Annotated in this window: 18 protein-coding genes and 3 pseudogenes; 9 read left to right on the forward strand and 12 right to left on the reverse strand. The window is 49.2% G+C overall.

Features of this window, described 5'->3' with window-relative positions:
* Positions 1-137: 137 nt before the first annotated feature.
* Entirely contained in the window at positions 138-1,751 is a 1,614-nt protein-coding gene (locus QW71_RS02050; RefSeq protein WP_039292551.1) for an ABC transporter permease, read from the reverse strand.
* 22 nt (positions 1,752-1,773) lie between these two features.
* Positions 1,774-2,655 carry an ABC transporter ATP-binding protein gene (locus tag QW71_RS02055; RefSeq protein WP_039292552.1) on the reverse strand — a complete coding sequence of 294 codons (882 nt, stop codon included), beginning with the start codon at positions 2,653-2,655 and terminating at the stop codon, positions 1,774-1,776.
* Positions 2,656-2,970: 315 nt separating this feature from the next.
* Between QW71_RS02055 and QW71_RS02060 the strand changes: the two genes are divergently transcribed.
* Positions 2,971-3,588, forward strand: coding sequence for a TetR/AcrR family transcriptional regulator (locus tag QW71_RS02060; RefSeq protein ID WP_039292555.1), 618 nt, complete (start codon positions 2,971-2,973; stop codon positions 3,586-3,588).
* A gap of 71 nt (positions 3,589-3,659) precedes the next feature.
* Here the strand turns inward: QW71_RS02060 and QW71_RS02065 are convergent, their stop codons facing one another.
* The 5 genes and pseudogenes from QW71_RS02065 to QW71_RS02085 form a co-directional block, all read right to left on the reverse strand.
* Positions 3,660-5,348, reverse strand: coding sequence for a helix-turn-helix domain-containing protein (locus QW71_RS02065; protein ID WP_039292557.1), 1,689 nt, complete (start codon positions 5,346-5,348; stop codon positions 3,660-3,662).
* A gap of 50 nt (positions 5,349-5,398) precedes the next feature.
* Positions 5,399-6,175, reverse strand: coding sequence for an IucA/IucC family C-terminal-domain containing protein (locus QW71_RS02070; RefSeq protein ID WP_039292560.1), 777 nt, complete (start codon positions 6,173-6,175; stop codon positions 5,399-5,401).
* A 1-nt stretch (position 6,176) separates the two neighbouring features.
* Positions 6,177-7,238: an ABC transporter substrate-binding protein gene (locus QW71_RS02075; RefSeq protein ID WP_039292562.1), complete on the reverse strand. Its 1,062-nt coding sequence runs from the start codon at positions 7,236-7,238 to the stop codon at positions 6,177-6,179.
* A 258-nt stretch (positions 7,239-7,496) separates the two neighbouring features.
* Positions 7,497-8,090 (reverse strand): annotated as a pseudogene (locus QW71_RS02080) (5-methyltetrahydropteroyltriglutamate--homocysteine methyltransferase); the annotation flags it as partial.
* Between the two features lie 213 nt (positions 8,091-8,303).
* Entirely contained in the window at positions 8,304-9,035 is a 732-nt protein-coding gene (locus tag QW71_RS02085) for a CPBP family intramembrane glutamic endopeptidase (protein ID WP_235441360.1), read from the reverse strand.
* Positions 9,036-9,141: 106 nt separating this feature from the next.
* On the opposite strand from QW71_RS02085, the pseudogene QW71_RS41135 reads away from it, so the two are divergent.
* A pseudogene (locus tag QW71_RS41135) lies at positions 9,142-9,350 on the forward strand (IS630 family transposase); the annotation flags it as partial.
* Here QW71_RS41135 and QW71_RS02090 read toward each other — a convergent pair.
* Positions 9,346-9,657, reverse strand: a complete 312-nt coding sequence (locus QW71_RS02090) for a YbjQ family protein (protein ID WP_038585821.1) — start codon at positions 9,655-9,657, stop codon at positions 9,346-9,348. The pseudogene QW71_RS41135 and the gene QW71_RS02090 overlap by 5 nt on opposite strands.
* 376 nt (positions 9,658-10,033) lie before the next feature.
* On the opposite strand from QW71_RS02090, the gene QW71_RS02095 reads away from it, so the two are divergent.
* Both QW71_RS02095 and QW71_RS02100 read left to right on the forward strand, forming a co-directional pair.
* Entirely contained in the window at positions 10,034-10,768 is a 735-nt protein-coding gene (locus QW71_RS02095; RefSeq protein WP_039292569.1) for a response regulator transcription factor, read from the forward strand.
* A gap of 104 nt (positions 10,769-10,872) precedes the next feature.
* Complete coding sequence (locus tag QW71_RS02100) at positions 10,873-12,504, forward strand: sensor histidine kinase KdpD (protein WP_235441361.1); 1,632 nt, start codon at positions 10,873-10,875, stop codon at positions 12,502-12,504.
* Positions 12,505-12,792: 288 nt separating this feature from the next.
* On the opposite strand, the gene QW71_RS02105 is transcribed toward QW71_RS02100, so the two are convergent.
* On the reverse strand, positions 12,793-13,026 hold the full coding sequence (locus tag QW71_RS02105; protein WP_039292574.1) for a hypothetical protein: 234 nt from the start codon (positions 13,024-13,026) through the stop codon (positions 12,793-12,795).
* A 72-nt stretch (positions 13,027-13,098) separates the two neighbouring features.
* Positions 13,099-13,701: pseudogene (locus QW71_RS36795) on the reverse strand (5-methyltetrahydropteroyltriglutamate--homocysteine methyltransferase); the annotation flags it as partial.
* Positions 13,702-13,943: 242 nt separating this feature from the next.
* Between QW71_RS36795 and QW71_RS02115 the strand changes: the two are divergent.
* The 5 genes from QW71_RS02115 (at position 13,944) to msrAB (ending at position 18,515) form a co-directional block, all read left to right on the forward strand.
* The gene (locus QW71_RS02115; RefSeq protein ID WP_039292577.1) at positions 13,944-14,375 is read left to right on the forward strand and encodes a stalk domain-containing protein; all 432 of its coding nucleotides are present in this window, start codon (positions 13,944-13,946) and stop codon (positions 14,373-14,375) included.
* A gap of 75 nt (positions 14,376-14,450) precedes the next feature.
* Positions 14,451-15,155: a response regulator transcription factor gene (locus QW71_RS02120; RefSeq protein ID WP_039292580.1), complete on the forward strand. Its 705-nt coding sequence runs from the start codon at positions 14,451-14,453 to the stop codon at positions 15,153-15,155.
* Complete coding sequence (locus QW71_RS02125; RefSeq protein WP_039292583.1) at positions 15,155-16,195, forward strand: cell wall metabolism sensor histidine kinase WalK; 1,041 nt, start codon at positions 15,155-15,157, stop codon at positions 16,193-16,195. The genes QW71_RS02120 and QW71_RS02125 overlap by 1 nt, the downstream gene beginning before the upstream one ends.
* Before the next feature lie 45 nt (positions 16,196-16,240).
* Entirely contained in the window at positions 16,241-16,957 is a 717-nt protein-coding gene (locus QW71_RS02130) for a cytochrome c biogenesis CcdA family protein (RefSeq protein WP_039292586.1), read from the forward strand.
* A gap of 19 nt (positions 16,958-16,976) precedes the next feature.
* Positions 16,977-18,515: a bifunctional peptide-methionine (S)-S-oxide reductase MsrA/peptide-methionine (R)-S-oxide reductase MsrB gene (gene msrAB, locus QW71_RS02135; protein WP_200905872.1), complete on the forward strand. Its 1,539-nt coding sequence runs from the start codon at positions 16,977-16,979 to the stop codon at positions 18,513-18,515.
* Positions 18,516-18,607: 92 nt separating this feature from the next.
* Here msrAB and QW71_RS02140 read toward each other — a convergent pair whose 3' ends face one another.
* Both QW71_RS02140 and QW71_RS02145 read right to left on the reverse strand, forming a co-directional pair.
* On the reverse strand, positions 18,608-19,762 hold the full coding sequence (locus QW71_RS02140; RefSeq protein WP_039292589.1) for a cobalamin-independent methionine synthase II family protein: 1,155 nt from the start codon (positions 19,760-19,762) through the stop codon (positions 18,608-18,610).
* A 208-nt stretch (positions 19,763-19,970) separates the two neighbouring features.
* Positions 19,971-20,510: a hypothetical protein gene (locus QW71_RS02145; protein ID WP_039292593.1), complete on the reverse strand. Its 540-nt coding sequence runs from the start codon at positions 20,508-20,510 to the stop codon at positions 19,971-19,973.
* Positions 20,511-20,631: the final 121 nt, after the last annotated feature.

The raw sequence follows: 20,631 nt of genomic DNA on the forward strand, positions 1-20,631 counted from the left end.
AAGGTATTGTAGCACAAATGTTCGTATATGCGAATGATGATTTCCATTGCGGAACCATGACCGGTTGATTAAATATGTACCACGCAAAAAAAGACACGAGTCCATTCGTGTCTTTTGGCTTTGAATTCCTGTGGCGGTTAAGCCCCTTCAACCATATCCCGTTTGCGATATCCAATATAGCCCAATCCCATTAAGGCAACGCTAATCACGGACATCGAAATAAAGATTACTCCATCAAACTTATCTACCGGCATCCGTGGGATCCAACTTTGGACGGCTGTTTTGGAGAACCATTCCGGTAAATCTAGAATCCCGCCAAAGTAGTTCAAGGCAAAAGAATAGCCCAGATAGGCATAGATAGCTTTACCCAGTCTTGGTGCCCAGCCTAAAGTCAAAGCTGCAAGTCCGGTAAAGAACAACACAGACGGCAGGAAGTTATAGCCTGCAGCGAAGAAGTCCCTCATATCCATGGATGAGCTGTCACCCATTGCAGAAATCGCTGTACCCCCAAGACCGGCTGAAGCCAGCCAAACGCCCACTAATCCAGCAATGATTGCCATAATGACACTCGTCCAATAGAGCTGAGCCCGGGTCACTTTTGTTGAATAAATCTGGCTCAAATGCAGTCGCGCTTCTTCCGCGAACAGTTTATTAACGATGGCAATGGGTAAAATAGAAACCATTCCAATCATTACCATCATAATCGTTCCAGTAAATGATTCTTCGATTGAGACCCCTGCTATCGTAAACATTTGACTCATCATTTCATTGCTTCCCAGGAAGGTCTGCATATCTCCATAAATCGAGCCATAGGCTGCTCCCATGATTACAAAGGCAATCAACCAGCTAATGATAATGCCTTTATTAAGCTTCATAAACAAGCCGGGTACGGACAACAACGATTTTTTCGCTGCCTCACGCCCTTCTCTTTCCGGTAAATAACCAGCCCCCATATCCCGGCCGCCCTCAAGGGCAAAAGCAAGAATCAATACAATGACACTGAAGGCTACGGCCAAAATTAGGGGAACCCAATTGTTGTCTGTAAATGGATAAGTCAGATAGGTCCAGCCCATAGGATTGATCATTGAGAAATCAACATTCGATACATCCGTACCCGCACGAATAATGTAGAGCAGACCTACAATTCCTAGCGAAGAACCCGTTGCACCGGAGGAAGTTGGCATAATTTGTGCCATAACTAATGCAATCACAGCTCCCAAAATACCGGCTATCCCGATGGAGGCGCCAAACAGGAATGACCCTTCGGCCGAAATCGTATCTACACCAAAGCTAGTCATAACCCCGCCAATAAGGAGTGCCAATACAATATTAATACACACTACTTCGGCAATGACAGCAAACGAATTGGCTTGACGACCTACTTGAAAGGAGCGCACCAGTTCAGTAAGCCCGTACTCTTCTTCTTTACGGGTATGGCTCACAACATGCAGAGCAGCTATAATCATCGCAAACAAACCGCAGAATAACAACATTTCGTGCGCATACATTGCACCCAGGGTATAACCAGCTGCGGTGTTAACCGGTGTCGGCCCAACCATTGAGATCATGGCGGGATTCTGCAAGGTCTCATACATCCCCTGCAAACCTTGCCCCTTGCCGATTTCTTCAAACGCCGGAACATAACCCGCTGAAAATAAACCCAGACCTATAATCCAGATCATTATTTTTTTCCAATCACGTTTCAGATATAGCATGAATAGTACATTCCAGCGTGCAAATTTTTCTTTCATCGCATTTTCCTCCGTCCACCGTTTAGACTTCATAATGCCGCATGAATAAGTCTTCAAGCGTTGGCGGTACAGATTCAAACCTCTTAACACCCAGTGTTGCCGCTCTGGCCAATATGTCATTGATATATTCATTATCCGCAGAGAATGTCGCCTGATTGCCTTTATGCTTAAAGTCATGGACACCGTTAACAGATGCCATCTCAGCCACATCCCCCTCGGTTACCAGAGTCACTGTAGAACGGGTCAGGTGACGCAATTCATCCAATGTCCCGGTTTCAACAACCTTTCCTTGACGAATGATAACTACCTTATCTGCTAAACGTTCCACTTCACTCAAAATATGAGAGGATAGTAAGATTGCTTTCCCTGTATGCTTGATTTTCTCAACCTCATCCTGGAAGACAGCTTCCATCAATGGGTCAAGACCAGAAGTCGGTTCATCGAAAATATACAAATCGGAGTCAACGGACAAAGCCGCAATCAAGCCAACCTTTTGCCGGTTTCCTTTTGAATAGCCTTTAGCCTTCTTCTTAGGATCGAGTTCAAAACGTTGAATCAAATAATCACGCTTATTCTTGTCTCCTCCACCATGTAACTTAATAAACAGATCAATAATTTCGCCGCCTGTTAAGGTGCCCCACAGAGCCACATCCCCTGGAACATAGGATATCCGCTTATGAATCTCAAGGCTATCCTTCCATACATCCTTGCCAAAGATCTTCACATCCCCGGCATCACGATTGATAATTCCCAGCAAAGTCCGAATCGTTGTTGACTTACCCGCGCCATTCGGCCCAATAAAGCCCACAACCTCCCCGGCATTTACTGTGAATGTCACATCATGCAGTGCTTTAAATTTCCCGAACTTTTTTTGCAGGCCTTGCACATTTACAATTTTATCCATAGCACTAAAACCCCTTTTAAACAGTTTTAGTAACGTGCTTTCCAGTTTAAAGCAAAGTCCCGGATTAATATGAACTATTAATAGCATTAAAGTTCATATTTATCTAATTTACCCTTTGTTTTAAACCAAAGTTCATTTACATATTCAGTTATATATCTTTTTAGAGGCCTAGTCAATTTAAAAATCCTTAGTTTAGAACTATCGTATGCTTGATAATACATAACTAGCGCTATATACTTAATAGGAAAGAAAAATATGAACTGAACTACCCCAAAATATTTTTTACTCACTTAAGATAGAAGGCAGGAATGATAAATGAATGGTTTTGAAAAGCGGACACAGGAGAAGAAAAATCAAGTATTAGAAGCAACCTTTAACTTGATGAATACAGATGCCGGTATAGAAAAATTAACAATAGATGAGATTGCTGAACAATCCAACGTTGGAAAAACAACGATTTTCAAATATTTCGGGAGTAAAGAAAATCTTATCCATGAGGTTTTTAAGTATTTTTTGAATAAAATGGGGGACAAAGCCCGGGGGATTATGGCCGAGAATAAACCCTTTGAAGAGACTCTCATTGCCATGAGTCAGACAAAAATCCATTATCTGGACAAAATCAAAAAAGAGTTTTATTTAGAGATGATGGATTACTTCACCAGGAAGGGGGATGATGGCTTATCTTTGATGATGCAGGAATACGCTAAGGAAAGCTTTAATATCATGCTGGATTTATTCCATCGCGGACGTAAGGAAGGCAAGGTTGATCTGAAATATTCAGATGAATTTCTTTTGATTTATTTCCAGGCCTTAGTTGAAGGGATCTCAAGCCCACATATCTACGGCAGGATCGTCCCTTATACCGCCCATTGGACAGAAATGCTGATGAAAGGTATTGCTCCAGATCCGCCGTCCGGATCAGCCTATAAATAAGACAAACCGCCAATCGGTATAATTTCCTCCCCAATAAAAAACGCCGCTCAATTAAGAGCTATTGGCACCGCTCAGGCCAGCAAGGCGCGGGCTACCTGGTCCACAATGCAATTGATCCCTGTCGGTCCATAGCAGCCGATCCATGTAGCGGCATCCACCGGGTATATATGCTGCCGTTCATCTGCATCCAGCAATCCCCGGACGTTCTGCTCGGTCACAGCTATGTCATCCTGCAGCATCTCATTGCTTAGCCAAAAGTAGTGGCTGGCATGCACAGCCGGCAGCCTGTCGACGGAAATATGATACGCCGTGTCGGAGGTATCTGCGACAAATAGCGGAGCAGGCAGACCCAGGTCGCGGTACAGCACGGCACCTGTGCGGTGCGAAGCCGTATGTACCCGGACCAGTGACTCCCGCGGGCGGATCAGAGCCACGCTCTTGCCTGCCAGCACCGGGGCAAGCTCTGCGGACAGCAATGCCGTGCGGCGAAGGTAATCGGCAATAATACGTTCCGCCTCGGCCCGCTTGCCCGTCAGTTCACCGAGCAGGCTCAGAATCGTCTGCCAGCTCTCATTGCGCTGAAACATGATAGTGGGAGCAATCCGGTTTAAGCGTTCATAATGCTGATCATGCACCTCGGTACAGATAATCAAATCCGGCTGCAGCCGTTCCACAGCCTGCAGGTCCGGGTACTCGTAGGTTCCGAGCATTTCCGTTGCCTTAAGCCTTTCCCGGATATATTGGGGGAATTTCAACACTGCACTGCCCAATCCTACACTTCCTGCGGGCGACAGCCCAAGCGCAAGCAAATGGTCAGCATATTGAACGTCGAGTACAGCGATTCGCTGCGGAGAAGCAGTGACGTTATATTCGCCCCGCATATGACTGATCACCGGGTCCGGCAGCCCGGAATACGCAGCGCCCGCACCGGGCTCTGAAGCGGCAGTCCGCCTGTAGAGCTGCGGGGGGACTCCATAATATTTCTTGAACGCCTTGCTGAAGTAATACATGTCGCGGTAGCCTGTTCTTTCAGCGATTTCGCCGATGGGGGCATCCGTATGACGCAGCATCCGCTCTGCGCTCTCCATCCGCAGCCGGATCACATATTCCATCGGCCCGAGCAGCTTCTCCTGCTTGAACCGCCGCTGCAGCTGTCTTGCACCGCATCCGGCAAGCGCAGCCAGCTCTTTAAGCTCCAGCTCCTGACGGTAATGCCCCGCTATATAGGCAGCAACAACCTCCACCATATCCGGCTCCCCGCCGCCCTGACCGCGTTCATGCTCCATAATAAGCTCGTACAGCATTCCTTGCAGCAGCGCATTGGTATGGAAGCGTTCCAGCCCTTCTCCCCGGCTCCATTTGGCTATGATCTTGTCCGCTGTCTGATGCAGCTCCGCCGGATGCGCGGGATGATGAATAAACGAAGTGCGCAGCGGGTGATTGCGCTGCGGGAACAGTACACGGGCCGCTCCCGCCATTGGAACAGCCTTGTAGATAATAACGGTATAATGAATGTTCTCCGGTCCGGCAGTCATCGTAAATGCCGACCCCTTAACAGCGTGGCAGACAAAAGAGGCCTGGATATGGCGAACCTCGCCATTCATCACAAGCCTCCCTTCCCCGCCGCCTGCCAGCAACAACAGATTGGCTGACAATCCTGCTTCGCTCAGAACACCGCCGGGCGGCAAAGTACCGCTGCGTACGTCAAGCGTCTTGATCGCCGTATCACTCCATAAACTTGCCTGCTCCTGCAGCGGCATTTCTCTCATCTCCTGACAATAGCATCCTTTTGCTAACGGACGACCTGTTGTCATTTTAATTGAGATTCATTCTCATTGTCAATTTTCGGGCATTTCCTGCAATACTCCCCTGACATCCGGTAATAGAAGCAGCAGGTGCTGCGCTTGTTCTTCGCAACCGTCGTCTCGTCATTATGCTCTGTGAACCGGGTAAACGGATTGCGCCTTGACCCAAACAACTCTCCGGGAGCCGTCCGGGTCAGAAAAGCGAAATCGGCTTGCATCCGCTGCCTGTCTTGCCCGGATTCGTCTGTTCCAGGAGAATATAGCGGGGCAATGCGCACCATAATATTCTCCCAAAGCACCGCCATCGGGACGGGTCCTATGGCGGCAAGCGTCTGCAGCAGCGGGGCAAGCCGTACCGCAAAAATCTCCTCTATAACCGCCTCCCGCCACGCTTCCCTGTCTTCCGGTGGCGATGCTGTTCGAAGCCCGTTCACCGCCAGGAAAGGAAAATGCGTACCCCCTTTAAACTCCGGGGAAGCCGGATGATAGAGGAAGCTATTGTCCAGCGGGAAGGAGACTTCCCGGTTATGAAAGGTCATCGCAGCCAGCAACGGTGCGATCCACAGATAGCCGATCCGCTTAGCCAGCATGGAAGCCGCAACCTGCATGTCCGGCGCGCCGATATAATCCTTAAGCCAGCTTACATATTCGCGGCATGCCGCTTCTTCCTGCAGCTGGCCCAGAGCAAGGGTGCGGATGCTGTCTTTAGGCGGACTGCCCATCCGCAGCCGGTATTCCTCCGCCATGTCCCTCCATGAGGCCGACGACAGATAGTTGTCCATTTCAATGCGTTCCCAGCAGTGCTTCCGAGGCCTGATCTACAATAATATTGAGCGCAATGGGGCCATAGTAAGCGATCCAGAGCGTTGAATTCACGTCATAGGCACGGTTATTCTTGACGGCATCAAGCGATTTCCAGACCGGACTGCCTGCCAGAGCCTCTGCCTCTTTGGCGAACAAATCATCCGACAGCAGGAAATAATGATCTGCTCCGACATCAGCGACTGTCTCCATCGAAATCTCAACGGAGGTGTCATCTTTAATCTCCTGAACGAATGCCGGGACATTTAACCCCAAATCCTCATAAAGAATGCTTCCGGTCCGGTGTTCGGGACCATGTACACGGATACCCTCCGGTCTCGGACGAATCAGCGCTACGGTTTCATCGCCCAGCTTCGCCGCCAACTGCTCCCGCAGTCCGGTGATTTTGTCCTCGTAAGCCTGACGCACCACCTCTGCCTCCGCCTGCTTGCCTGTTATCGCACCGATGACAGCCAGCGTATCCCGCCAATCCTCGTAGAAGTCGAGTACCACTGTGGGCGCAATTTGGCTGACACTGTCATATACCTCCTCCTGAAAGTCGGTCATCAATATAAGATCCGGATTCAGCGCCACAATTGCTTCAAGATTAGGCTCATCCCGTGTGCCAAGGACCTTCACATCCCCCAATTGGGCGTTTAAATATTCCGGAAATTCATCCTTCGTCCCAGCTACAACGCTGCCAGCCGGGCGCTCACCAACTGCTATCAATTGATCGACGAATTTCACATCAAGCGCAGCAATCACCTTCGGCTTCTCCGTCAGTGCATATTCGCCCTTCAGGTGTGAGATCGTTACCGGAAAAGCTGCTGCAGCCTGAGCCTCTGTATCCGGTGGCGCAGACGGCTCGGCTGAGGCTGAAGCTACAGCCGACGGCTGTGCGGCTGTGCCTCCATTGGTGTCTCCTCCAGTGCCGCATGCCGTCAGCACAAGTATCAGTGCCAGCATCCATACCATTAATAGTCCTGATTTCTGAGCGGCGTATACCCTGCTGCCGGTTGTCTGCCTCTTTGCTGCTCTCTTCATGCTGACTCCCCCTTTTTATGTGATAATGATTTTCATTATCATATTCGTAAAGTGAGTATAATCGATCTGCCTGCTCTGTTTCCATGTACTTTTGCGACATTGCAGCCGGATTAATGCGACATTGTGTTCCATAGGAGCATGCTTCCTTTTACACAGTATCCCTTCGGGATTCCGATAATCCAATATAAAAAGACTGCCGACATTACCTTCGACAGTCTTAAGGAAGGGGACCTGCTCCCCTCATTAACTGAGTTAATATTAATTACCCCAATATTGCTGGGCAATCTGTTGTCCTTGTTTAATTTTCGCCCACTGTTCATCTTCCGTTAATTCATTGCCGCCATCACAGGACGCAAACCCGCATTGATGAGAAAGTAATAATCTATCCTTATTAATGATTTTCGAGGCTTCATCAAGCATTTGAACTACACGGGCCTCATCGTCAAGCGTATTGGTCTTAGAAGACAACAATCCAAGTACAATTTCTGTATCAGGCTTATCTTTGAACACCGCAAGCGCCTCAAGGGAGCCTGCACGATCATCATCCCATTCCAGGAAAAAGCGATCGTATTTCAGCTGCTTCAAGAACAGATTAGCAATTTTGGCATAGGAGCCACCACCCATATTACGGGAATCATAGTTACCACGGCAGTTATGAGTCCACATTTTGAGGCCTAAGCTATGACCAAAATCAATGATTGTATTGTTAATGTCAATAAATTCTGTAGCTAGAGCCTGTACTTCCTCTTGATTGATATTCTCGCCGGTATATGGAGAGTTCGGGTTATCATCTGCAAATAGCTCCCATAAGCAATCGTCGAATTGCAGGATTTGTCCTCCGGCAGCAGCAAAGCATGGAGGACTTAGAGGTACGTAACACTTAAAAATGATATCTGGTTATTGTCAAAAAGTATAATGAGTATCTTAGCTTTCTAAGGCAGCCCTCCTATGTTCTCGAAATAGGATATATCTGCCACTCCCTTGAAAGGCGGTATATGGCGGGCCACGGTCGCGCGCAGCTGACCGAGCTGTTTGTCTCTGCCACGATGTCTCATAAAATTAGATCTATAGCGTAGAATAGTAGAGAAGATTGAGGCCGTTATACACGATATGCACCACGACCCCGGGCCAGATGGAACCCGTCTTACGGAACAGTATACCATTCAGGATGCCGACCATGAATGCGTCGAACAGGATGACGTTGAATCCATGAACGACGCCGAAGATCGCAGCGCTGCCAACCACGCCAGCCCATGCTCCGTAACGGTTCAGCGCATTGGCAATAACGCCCCGGAATACAAACTCCTCGCCGAGCGGCGTGAGGATAGCGCCAGTGATAAGCAGAACGAAGAGTGAGAGCGCGCCACCTTGCGCTGCCGTCTGGAAGTCCGCTTGGTTGTTCAGCTCGGTGATGAAGTGAAAATACACCCCCTCTATAACGAAGCATCCGCCGAACGCGACAACACCGAGGGCGGCTCCCACAAGCAGCCATTTCCGTTCGATCGCCCGAAAACCGAAAGCGCGCAGACCGCGAACCCGCAGGGCGTAGGCTGCGAACAAGGCGGCGAGGCCAACGAGACCATTGCCTACACCCCCGATGTTAATTCGCAAAATGGCTTGCTCGTCAGGGATTTGCGTCATCCAAAGACCGAGCATAACAATGCCGATCAGATAGAGCCCCAGTGCAGTTAGGGTCTCTGGCCAGCCAGGTCGGGCTTGGGGCATAGTGGACGTGGAAGAGCTAATTACCTCCATGAGTTCCTTTTTAGTTTCAGACAATTTTTGAACATTTTTCACGGGTGTACACCTCTTTGCATCGTTATGCGTAGATAACGACTTATTTAGTATATAAATTGAACAAAAGAAATTTATTTCCATATCATCGAATAAAGAACTTCAACCTACGCTAGCTGCGGTGGATGAAGTCAAGCAACAAGCCTTCACAGAAGTAACTTTTCCTACTTTGAAAAAAGGTTAATGGATGAGAAAATCGCTCACTTGCTCTTCAAAGATGAGTCGATGATCCACGATTACCAAGCGCTTCAGCATACGTGGTTTCTCAAAGGCAAGCAACGTGTCATCCAGACAAGAGGCAAACATCGTGGTGTTAAACGATCACGGCCGTCCCGCTTACGGCAACCATCAGCATGCCATCGCGAATGACTTCATAATCAATGTCGACTCCGACAATCGTATTAGCTCCCATCCCTGAAGCTTTCTGAGTCATCTCAGCAAATGCCGTATCTCTCGCTTCCTGAAGCTTGCCTTCGTAAGCGCCCGAACGCCCCCCTACGAGGTCGGTAATCGAAGCCTTAAAGTCTCTGAATACGTTGGCTCCTATAATGACTTCACCGGTGGCAATGCCCAGATACTGCCTTATCGGGGAGCCTTCAATAGTTGATGTAGTGGTTATAATCATAAATTTTCCTCCTCAATTGGCCTGGCTATAGGGTAATACTTTTGTTGCTGTTTTCCGCTTCAGGCCCCAACCGGCCTTTTTCGGATGAGCTCCTATTGGGCGCTGCTAACTTGGTTCAGCATCCACTTGCCGGTATCCTCAATGACCTCGGCTCAACATGTCCAGGAGTGTTCATCCCGTACATTCTGGAAAGCGCCCCATTAGGACGATCTTCTCATAAACCAATCCTTTGTATGTTCGAATAGCTTTCTCACCCCTATCCTACCAGCCCCAATGAAACAGAACCTAAACGGATAGACAAACATCAGCTTAATTTCACTCCCGCCGTTTAGGTTCTGTTAAAGTGATTATGCTACTATGGAAATGGGTGAAAACAATGACAAATCTATCCGATTTTAAAATCGCAATCGTCGACGACGAGCCTTCGATTGTCACGATGCTGCAAATGGTGCTTCGCAGGGAAGGGTTTCATCAGCTGTACGCGGCTTCCACCTGTGCGGAAGCTCTCGATTTAGCGAAGCGTGAAGCCCCCGATATCCTCCTGCTCGACATCATGCTCCCCGACGGCAGCGGCCTGGAGCTCTGCTCCAAGCTCCGCAAATACGGGAATCCGCATATTTTGTTTCTGACGGCCAAGGCTTCCGATCTCGATGTCCTGCGAGGCTTCGCTATGGGCGGGGACGATTATATCACGAAGCCCTTCAATCCTCTGGAGGTGGCCGCAAGAATTCAGGCACGCATACGCCGACTGGAGCCAGAAACCTCGACGTCCAGTCCGGCGAAACGGCCCGATCCGGGGATTTATCGGTTTGGCCGCTTCACCGTCAACGAGGTGGAGGGCGAACTAATCGTGGAGGGACAGCCAGTTCCTTGCCCCGCGCAGGAGTTCCAGCTGCTGCTGCACTTCTGTAAGTTTCCCGGCATCGTATTTTCCAAAACACAGCTCTACGACAAGGTTTGGGGGATCAACGGACAGGGCGATGATTCGACGGTAATGGTGCATATCCGGCGCATCCGAGAGCGGATTGAGATCGACCCCGGTAATCCGAAGCTCCTGCTTACCGTACGTGGGCTTGGCTACAAGCTGGCGAAGGAGCCGCAGGAGCGATGAAGATCCAACAGCGCATGTCCTTCCACTTCACGTATCAATTGATTTTTTATGCCCTGCTTATGGTGGCTATTACTCTGGTTGCCTGCATCTTGTTTTTCCAGAACATGACGAGTAATGAGATACGCCGGAACTTTCCGGTTGGCGTCCTGCAACAGATCGCTCAAGAAGCTCATTACAAGGACGGGATGATTCAGATCTCCCCTGAGTGGGACAAGCTCATCGAGGAAAAAGGCATGTGGCTACAGGTTGTCAGTGCCGAAGGAGAGGTGATCTACGCCGTCAATACAACTCCGCATCATACGCTGCCGGCCTCCTACTCCATCGCTCAACTGCTCGATATCCAAGAGACACGGACGTTTGGGACGTATGCCGTACACACTCAGCTTAATTTTGCTTTCCAAGACCCGCTTCTGTATATGCTGGGCTATCCTAGTCCTGACCTTGACCAGCTCGTTGCCTGGTTTCATGCCTACGGGCAGCATGGAATCGTGCGTAGCGAAGCGGTTTCCCACTTGGACCGGCGGCTGCGCAAAACCGGCAGCTATCTGCAGGTGATCGACCCCGAGAGCCATATCGTACAAGGCATCGGCGATGGAGCATACGTGCAGAAGGCGTATCGACAGCTGGATATCCTGGCCATCCAGCAATCGCCCAGCAACTATGACACGAATATTGTCGCCTATCGGGACAAGCTGAGCGGAATGACGTGGATTCTCTATACACCCCATGCAGCGGGAGCCCCTCTGAAGCATCCTGTGATGGAAAAGGCAACGCGTGGACTCGTCCGGATTACAGTTCTGATCCTGCTCTTGGCGCTGCCGATCTCCATCTGGCATGGCTACCGCTACGGTCAGCCGCTGATTCTGTTTGCAGGCTGGTTCGAACGTATGGGCCGGGGACAGTACGACCAGGTACTGACCGCCAAGGACATGCGCAAGGTATTCCGCCGCAACGGCATGATGCGCATCCGCTACAGGCTCTATAAGGAAGTGATTGAATCCTTCTATCAGATGACTCATCAATTGGCTCAGATCGAGAAGGAACGCGAGAGGATGGAAAAGGCGCAAGCGGAGTGGATGTCAGGGATTTCCCACGATCTGCGCACACCACTGGCCACAATTCAAGGTTATGGGTATATGCTGGAGAGCTTGCCTGAGCAATGGAGCCAAGAGGAGATGCGCATCATGGGCTCGACGATCCGGGAAAAGGGGGATTATATGCTGGAGCTGATCTCCGACTTCTCATTGATTCATCAGCTCAAGCAGGGCGATTCGATCATGAAGTTTCGGGAGATCGACTTGGTTGAGCTGGTGCGCTGCTCCGTACTGAAGTACGTCAACGGCGCCATGATGTCTGAGTATCAGTTTCACTATGTTGGGGAGGATTGTCCCTTGCTGATACAGGCCGATGAAACCTGGCTGATGCGGTTGATGGACAATTTGCTGTCCAACGCCGTGAAGCATAACCCGCCTGGCGTGATTGTCAACGTCTATGTCGGCAGGATGAACGACAAGGCATGCATACGAGTAATCGATAATGGCAAAGGGATGGACGAGGAAACACTGCATCATTTGTTCAATCGCTACTACCGGGGAACGAATTCCGATGAATCGACGGAAGGATCCGGGCTCGGGATGAGCATCGCCAAAACCATCGTGGAAGCGCATGGCGGCGAAATCCAGGTAAAATCCAAAGTGTGGCAAGGCACGATAATTGAGATCTTATTGCCCAACTGAGCGTTTGGCTGGGAATGATTCTTCCCTGTATAAACGCTCAACTGAGCAAAATCTGGACACCGCTCTTTCTCATCTCTAGGGGGAGACTGATCTGTAAGCATAATTGTAAGCCCCCCACCCATAAGCACGTATAATATCAAAAAAACTGCAGTCTCCAGTATGTACTCCCAACATTGAACACGATTCCACATGTGTGGAGTAAGCAGAGTCAACACATACAACAACAAATTAACGGGAACGCCTAAAAAAAACCTCCCGATAAAGAGAGGGCATTCCCACGCCGAACAATCAGAACCGAATAAAATCAACCACGCCATGCGCAATCATCGCTGAAGTCACATCCCGCTTCCACTGCAAATAAGCAAAAGGCAGCCCGAAGAGCAGCCCCCATGTAATACTGCCCGTCACCCCACCCTTTTCATTCCGTCTCAAAAATTGAATCGGACTCTCCTGATATACTGCAAACGTACTGAATACAGCAAGTGCAGCCATCACGGTAATCAGGAAGTTGCTGATTATCATGATGATTTGGCCTCCCGTTACTTCAAATATTCCGAACCTCCACAACCCTCCCTAAATCCACATACTGCTCATGTCGAATTGCAGGATCTTTCTGCTAGCAGCAGCGAATTCCTCGACAAACTCCTTATAAGCCTTCACCAGACCAGCCTTCAGCTCAATGCGGTTCCGATACACAGCCTCTGTGCCGCCAATGTTATCCGACCAGGACAGCTCACCAAAAATATGGGACGGCGAAGGCACGCACAGCTTGGTCTCACGGTCTTCAGCCAGAGTCTGAAGCTTGCGGTAGGCATGAAGGAAATGATGGTTCTTCGCACCCAATTCACCGGTAATGTGCAGACCGATATCTTTTCGAGTCTCATATTTGGAAGCTCCGTCCGTATCTCTGAAGAATTATCCATGAACAGCAATATAGCGTTCAATCCCCTGGAAGCTCCAGACAAATTCCAGATGCCACATCGATTGGGAATATTCCCCATCCGTAAGAATGGACAGCCCATTCTCGCTCTCTTGCTCGACTACAGTCTGAATCGCCTCATCCTCACACTGCTCATAGCCCTGGAAATCATGGTAAAAAGGATAGCTAATATCATCCCGATGCTCAATTTGCTGTTTATATTCCAATAAATTCGCCGGCCGCAGCAGGCTGCCTACGATCTGAAGTCTGTTGCACATATATAGTCCTCCTCTATTCTCACACATCTCATTCTCTTGTGTTTAAATTCTAGCATGGAGGACTTAGAGGTACGTAACACTTAAAAATGAATCTGGTTATAGTGAAAGGTTATAGTGCACCAGCCCGGATATCCAATCTCTGCTCACTTCGTAAGACAATCGTAATACTTAGCTTAGAGAATCGTAAGCTGTCTTGCTTATGCTGTTCATGTAATCAAATAAAGCGATGGAGTGTGATAAACATGGTTAAAGGTAAACCAGGCAAAAGGTTAATGATGACGGCGGTATTGGTGCTCTCTCTGGCGGTGTCCGGAATAGCCGGTGCGGCAGGAATGAAAACGATGAAAAAGAATGGCATGGAGCTAGTGAACTTAAGACAGGCGGCCGGGATGTACGGCTATAGCATCGAGTGGAACAGCAAAGACCGGTCCGTGTCCCTGGTGTACATGGACAAGATGATGGATGACGACAAGATGATGGACGATAGCAAGATGATGGACGATGGCATGAAGCCGATGGGCAAAATGATCAAGGTATGGATTGGATCGAAAAAGATTATGGTCGACGGTATGGCTGTCAGCCTGAATATGGCCCCTGCTCTTTACGATGGCAGCACTTATGTGGTGGACATGGTAGTTGCAGACTACATGAAGCCTGCCAAGGCTATGAAATAAGACGGACTGAGCGGTACCATCACCATATGCTATGATGGAGTCAAATGTATTTTTCCGGATATGGGGTGGGTTAGTGTGAATGAACGAGTACTGGTCGCTGATGACGATTCAAATATTACCGATGTGTGCCGCAGGTATCTTGAACGGGAAGGTTACCTGGTGATCACCGCCAAAGACGGATTAGAGGCGCTGGAGCTATGGCGAAGTCAGACTCCCAGCCTGATTGTGCTCGATCTGATGATGCCGCATAAGAATGGCTGGGAAGTGTGCAACGAGATCCGGCAGACTGAAGATGTCCCGATCATTATGCTGACGGCCCGCGGGGAGGAACAGGACCGTCTGATGGGGCTGACCATGGGGGCTGACGATTATTTGACCAAACCCTTCAGTCCAAGAGAACTGGTGCTGCGTGTGCAGGCGATCCTGCGTAGAATGCGAGTTGTTCAGGCATCGCCCGTTACCGCCGCTGAACACACCATTAAGTATGAAGGACTTACCGTGGACGTAGCGAAGCGTACGGTGGAGGTCAGCGGGCAAGTGATTGACTTGACGGTTACAGAGTTCGAGATGCTGTACTTGCTGGCAAGTCATCCTGGCCAGGCGTTCTCGCGGACCCAGATTCTGAGCAAAATATGGGATTTCAGCTACGAAGGAGATACCACCACAGTTACCGTGCATATCCGGAGATTAAGAGAGAAGATCGAACAGACTCCCTCTGATCCGAAATTTATCAAGACGGTCTGGGGAATAGGCTATAAGTTTGCGGGTGATGGCATCTAATGAAACTGCGTACGTATTTATTGTTGTCCAGCCTCACGGGGATTGGCGTATTGCTCATCTGTTTATTCGTCAGCTACTCCAAAATGCTGCTCACCATCGATCAATTCTATTGGTTGTCCGGTATAACGGCCGGTGTAGGCTTGCTCTCTTTCATCCTGCAGCATTTGCTGACACGGCCGTTAGAGAAATCCATTGCACGGATTACACAGCAGACGGTGCGAATTGCCGAAGGGGATTTCCATACCGAAGTCCCCTTAATCGGCCCGCAGGAGTTCAAGCTCTTGGCACAGCAATTCAATGTAATGAGCTTCAGGCTGAAGGAAAGCTTCGACAATCTGCACCATTCTGAATCCGCACGGCGGGAACTGATTGCGAATGTCTCCCACGATCTGCGGACCCCCTTGGCCTCCATTCAATCGTTTGTTGAAGCGCTGGAGGACGATGTCATTCAGGATGAAATTACCTTTCAACGTTATCTGAATACCATCCGGCTGGAGACGAAGCGGCTCGGGGGGCTGATTCATGATCTATTTGAATTATCCAGTCTGGAAGCCAAAGGTGAAATCTTCGACCCGCTGCCTTGTCATGCCGATGAGCTGCTGATCAGTACTCTGGAGAGCTTCTCGTTTCACCTCGCGGAGAAGAAGCTGAACGTGGAGATTGATCTGCCGGATAAACTGCCTGCCGCTCTGATGATGCCTGCGCAGATTAAGCGGGTCTTATCCAATTTATTGCAGAATGCCATTCAGCATTCACCTGTGGAAGGGAAGCTCGTTCTGGCTGCCGCTGAGGAGGGTCAATACCTGCGAATCTCAGTGACCGATGAAGGTCAGGGAATTGAAGCAGAGGAGACCGCACGTATATTTGAACGATTCTACCGGATTGATAAATCACGCAGCAAGAACAACGGGGGCGCCGGTCTGGGCCTCGCCATCGCACAATCGATTGTTGAGCTTCATGGCGGCGAAATTGGGGTGCACAGTGTTCAGGGAGCAGGCAGCTGCTTCTGGTTCACTGTTCCCATCTATACCAGCCGATAAGCCTTAGGCTCAGGGTAAGCAGCATTTATTAAGGTGGTGACTGATTTGGCCGGTGATTCTATTTTTCTGTTCGGCGTATTCGGCGCAGGGCTGTTATCGTTTTTTGCGCCATGTATTCTGCCGTTGCTTCCGGTATATGTGTCTTATCTGTCAGGAAGCCTAGCAGACGGCACGAATCAGGGAGTGGCTGACACCAGCTCCTTCCGGTTTCGTTCCAGTTTTATGATGCGGACGTTATTGTTTGTGCTTGGACTATCTGTAGTCTTCATCTTACTTGGTTTCGGTTCCGGCATCCTTGGCAATATCATATCCAGCCCGAGATTCATTGCCATCTGCGGAGCTATCGTTATCTTATTTGGGATCTATCAGACAGGCTTGATCAAGTTATCTTGGCTGGAACGGGAAAAAAAGCTATCCAGCAATCGTGTTACACAGGGTGGATATATAGGTGCTTTCCTGCTCGGTCTGACGTTCAGCTTCGGATGGACTCCCTGCATCGGCCCGGTACTCGCAGGCATTCTCAGCATCGCTGCCGGTGAAGGCTCTCCTGCTTATGGAGGCTTCCTCATGTTCCTGTATACGCTCGGTTTAGCTATCCCCTTCCTGGTCATGTCCGTATTCTCGGAAGTTCTGGTGAAGCGGATTCGCCGCTTGTACAGATTCATGGGAGGAATCAAAATCGCGTCCGGCTGTATGCTGATTGTAATGGGACTGCTGCTCATGACAGACCGGCTGAATACGATTGTCGGCTGGATTCAATAAATCGCTAGGAGGGTTAGCTATGAGGAGTGCGTGGAAATGGATGGGATATGTCCTGGTGATTGGCGGAATGCTGTCGCTCCTGATGGCCTGTGGTACGAAGCCGAACGCACCCGCCGGCAATACCGGCTCCCCCGCTGCAATGGACAAAGGAAAGCCTGCACCTGATTTTGCATTACAGGATCTGAAGGGTAACTCCCTTCAACTGTCGGATCTACAGGGTAAGAAAGTGTATGTGAAGTACTGGGCTTCCTGGTGTTCCATCTGTCTGGCCGGACTTGAGGACCTCAATACCTTGGCCGGGCAAGAGAATGATTTCCAGGTCATCACGATTGTTACACCGGATGCCAAGGGAGAAAAGTCTTCCAAGGAATTTACGGAGTGGTTCAACAGACAGTCTTATGACAACTTAACCGTACTTTTGGATGAGGATGGGGTATGGGCCAAGAAATTTGAAGTTAGGGCATTCCCTACCTCCTTTTATATTGATGCAGACGGAAATCTAGTGAAATCACTCCCGGGTCATGCTTCCAATGAGCAAATTATCAAGACCTTCGGGGAAATGACGTCCACGGTCCGCACTGTCAAGACCACTGCCATTGCTGATAAGGATCTGCACAATCTGTACCTGGCGGGCGGCTGCTTCTGGGGTGTGGAGGCTTATATGTCCCGCATTCAGGGGGTTCAGGATGTCACCTTGGGTTATGCCAACGGGGAAGGCGAGAATCCGGCCTATGAAGATGTCATTCGCGGGGACCGGGGGTTCGCGGAGACCGTTCATGTGAAATATGATCCGAAGCAAGTGACGCTCCAGCAATTGCTGGAATCTTATTTTAAAGTGGTTGATCCTACCAGCCGGAATAAGCAAGGCAATGACAGAGGCGTTCAATATCGGACTGGAATCTATTATTCGTCCCCTGAGGATGCAGCCATCATTCAGCAGGCCGTAGATCAGGAGCAGGCGAACTATGATAAACCCATAGTAACGGAAGTTCTGCCTCTGAAAAACTATTATCTGGCCGAGGAGTACCATCAGGATTATCTGGAGAAGAACCCGAACGGATACTGCCACATTGACTTAAGTATTCTGGATGAGCAAGCGGTTGTGATTGATCCTGCCCAATACCCCCGCCCCTCCGATGAACAATTGAAGGAACAATTAACCGCTGAACAGTATGCGGTCGCTGTCAACAATGATACCGAACATGCCTTCAGCAACGAATACTGGGACAATTACGAACCCGGCCTGTATGTCGATATCACGACTGGAGAGCCCTTATTCACCAGCCGGGACAAATACGATTCCGGTTGCGGATGGCCCAGCTTCACGAAGCCGGTTACCCCTGAGGTGGTAACTTACAACACAGACACCAGCTTCGGCATGGAACGCACCGAGGTCCGCAGCCAATCCGGCGATATCCACCTGGGTCATGTGTTCGATGACGGCCCCGAAGACCGCGGCGGCAAACGCTACTGCATCAACAGCGCCTCCATCCGCTTCATCCCCCTGGACCAGATGGAAGCGGAGCATTACGGGTATTTATTGGGACTGGTGGAGTAGATCAAGTGGAGATTTATACAGATTCTTAAAAAGATCGCCCTCCATACGCTCAAGAGAGCTGTGTGGAGGGCGATTGTTGTTTGTTACTTTACTTAACCCCAATATTGCAGGGCAATCTCTTGTCCTTGTCTAATCTTCGCCCACTGCTCATCTTCCGTTAATTCATTCCCGCCATCACAGGACGCGAACCCGCATTGATGGGACAGTAACAATCTGTCCTTATCAATAATTTTTGATGCTTCATCAAGCATTTGAACTACACGGGCCTCATCGTCAAGCGTATTCGTTTTGGAAGACAGTAAGCCTAATACAATTTCCGTCTCCGGCTTATCTTTGAACACCGCTAGCGCCTCAAGGGAGCCTGCACGGTCATCATCCCATTCCAGGAAGAAGCGGTCGTACTTCAGCTGCTTCAGGAACAGATTCGCAATCTTGGCATACGAGCCGCCGCCCATATTACGGGAATCGTAGTTGCCGCGGCAGTTATGCGTCCACATTTTGAGGCCTAAGCTATGACCATAATCAATAATGGTGTTGTTGATGTCAATAAATTCTGCAGCCAGACCCTGTACTTCCTCATGATTGATTTTCTCACCGGTAAATGGAGAGTTCGGGTTATCATCGGCAAATAACTCCCATAAGCAATCGTCGAATTGCAGAATTTGTCCTCCGGCAGCAGCGAATTCCCCTACAAAATCCTTATAGGCCTTAATCAAACCGGCCTTCAGCTCATTTCTGTCCTTATACACTCCTGTACTGCCAATGTTATCCGACCAGGACAGCTCACCAAAAATATGGGATGGCGAAGGTACGCATAGCTTGGTCTCACGGTCGCCGGCAAGAGCTTGAAGCTTCTTATAGGCATGAATGAAATGATGGTTCTTTCCGCCCAATTCACCTGTAATGCGCAGACCGATATCTTTTCTGGTCTCATATTTGGAAGCTCCATCTATATCTCTGAAGAAATATCCATGATCCGCGATATAGCGGTCAATCCCCTGGAAGCCCCAGACGAAGTCCAGATGCCACATCGATTTGGAGTATTCCCCATCCGTAAGAATGGACAACCCGTTGTCTCTTTCTTTATCCACTACGGCCTGAATGGCCTCCGATTCACACTGCTCATACCCCTGAAAGTCCTGGTAAAAGGGATACTGGATATCATCACGGTGTTCAATCTGCTGTTTATATTCTAATAGCTCCGCCGGACGCAGCAGGCTGCCTACGATTTGAAATCTATTGCACATATATAGTCCTCCTCTATTCTCACACATCTCTTTCTCTTGTGTCTAAATTCTAGCATGGAGGTCTTAGAGGTACGTAACACTTAAAAGTGATATCTGGCTATAGTCAAAAGGTATAGTAAGGATCTGTTATGTAGTGTCCGTACCATTTTTCCTCCGTGCCGACACAAATAGACTTTTCCCGGTGTGAATTCTAATGACTCGAACCGTCTCAGTTCCGAACACAAACAGCGGCTCCTAGAGAATTAGTATTCTCTAAAGAGACATTATCTACTTCAATGAGTACACCTTCTAGCAGCTCATTGGTATCCGCATCCTTCACGGTCAGCGTAAGCGGATGGACCTGCGCCGGTTGCGGATTACCCGCACCTGAATTCACAGTAATAGTATGAGTAGTGTAATAATTCCCCGGCAATACAGCTTTGATTGTAATCGTTCCAGCTGGTGCTCCTTGATCAATGAGCAGTTGGTTGCCCACAATCCGCTTGCCTACCGAATTTTCTTCTACAATTGATAATTGAACATAATCTGGAGGATAAGACGCCTCCCCGTTCTCAAAGGTAACCAGTATCTCTGCCTCATACGATTCATCCGTAACATCAATAGTATCCTCCAGGCCTCTCAATCCAGCAGGAGTATACTTCATAATATTTGCATCCTCTTTCAATACCAGATCAGCCGCATGTATCATGCCCGTCGGTATGACCATAGCAAACACCAGCAACAAGGCGATTATCCGTTTAAATCTCAATCCCTTTTCCTCCATTATTTTCATTTTTTCTACATCAATTTATTCTACACGACAGCGCTAAACGTAGAATAAAGAACAAAATCACCCTAACGGGTGAATAACGTTCTAGCCAGCGGTTATT

The organism is Paenibacillus sp. IHB B 3415 (assembly GCF_000802655.2).
GTDB classification, from domain to species: Bacteria; Bacillota; Bacilli; order Paenibacillales; family Paenibacillaceae; genus Paenibacillus_AQ; species Paenibacillus_AQ phytohabitans.

What these genes read in the sequence shown, in the direction of transcription:
- QW71_RS02095 (WP_039292569.1), top strand. Translation starts at nt 10,034, where the DNA reads ATGACAAATCTATCCGATTTTAAAATCGCAATCGTCGACGACGAGCCT.
- QW71_RS02070 (WP_039292560.1), bottom strand. Translation starts at nt 6,175, where the DNA reads ATGGACAACTATCTGTCGTCGGCCTCATGGAGGGACATGGCGGAGGAA.
- QW71_RS02065 (WP_039292557.1), bottom strand. Translation starts at nt 5,348, where the DNA reads ATGCCGCTGCAGGAGCAGGCAAGTTTATGGAGTGATACGGCGATCAAG.
- QW71_RS02100 (WP_235441361.1), top strand. Translation starts at nt 10,873, where the DNA reads ATGACGAGTAATGAGATACGCCGGAACTTTCCGGTTGGCGTCCTGCAA.
- QW71_RS02115 (WP_039292577.1), top strand. Translation starts at nt 13,944, where the DNA reads ATGGTTAAAGGTAAACCAGGCAAAAGGTTAATGATGACGGCGGTATTG.
- QW71_RS02105 (WP_039292574.1), bottom strand. Translation starts at nt 13,026, where the DNA reads ATGATAATCAGCAACTTCCTGATTACCGTGATGGCTGCACTTGCTGTA.
- QW71_RS02090 (WP_038585821.1), bottom strand. Translation starts at nt 9,657, where the DNA reads ATGATTATAACCACTACATCAACTATTGAAGGCTCCCCGATAAGGCAG.
- QW71_RS02125 (WP_039292583.1), top strand. Translation starts at nt 15,155, where the DNA reads ATGAAACTGCGTACGTATTTATTGTTGTCCAGCCTCACGGGGATTGGC.
- msrAB (WP_200905872.1), top strand. Translation starts at nt 16,977, where the DNA reads ATGAGGAGTGCGTGGAAATGGATGGGATATGTCCTGGTGATTGGCGGA.
- QW71_RS02060 (WP_039292555.1), top strand. Translation starts at nt 2,971, where the DNA reads ATGAATGGTTTTGAAAAGCGGACACAGGAGAAGAAAAATCAAGTATTA.
- QW71_RS02055 (WP_039292552.1), bottom strand. Translation starts at nt 2,655, where the DNA reads ATGGATAAAATTGTAAATGTGCAAGGCCTGCAAAAAAAGTTCGGGAAA.
- QW71_RS02050 (WP_039292551.1), bottom strand. Translation starts at nt 1,751, where the DNA reads ATGAAAGAAAAATTTGCACGCTGGAATGTACTATTCATGCTATATCTG.
- QW71_RS02140 (WP_039292589.1), bottom strand. Translation starts at nt 19,762, where the DNA reads ATGTGCAATAGATTTCAAATCGTAGGCAGCCTGCTGCGTCCGGCGGAG.
- QW71_RS02075 (WP_039292562.1), bottom strand. Translation starts at nt 7,238, where the DNA reads ATGAAGAGAGCAGCAAAGAGGCAGACAACCGGCAGCAGGGTATACGCC.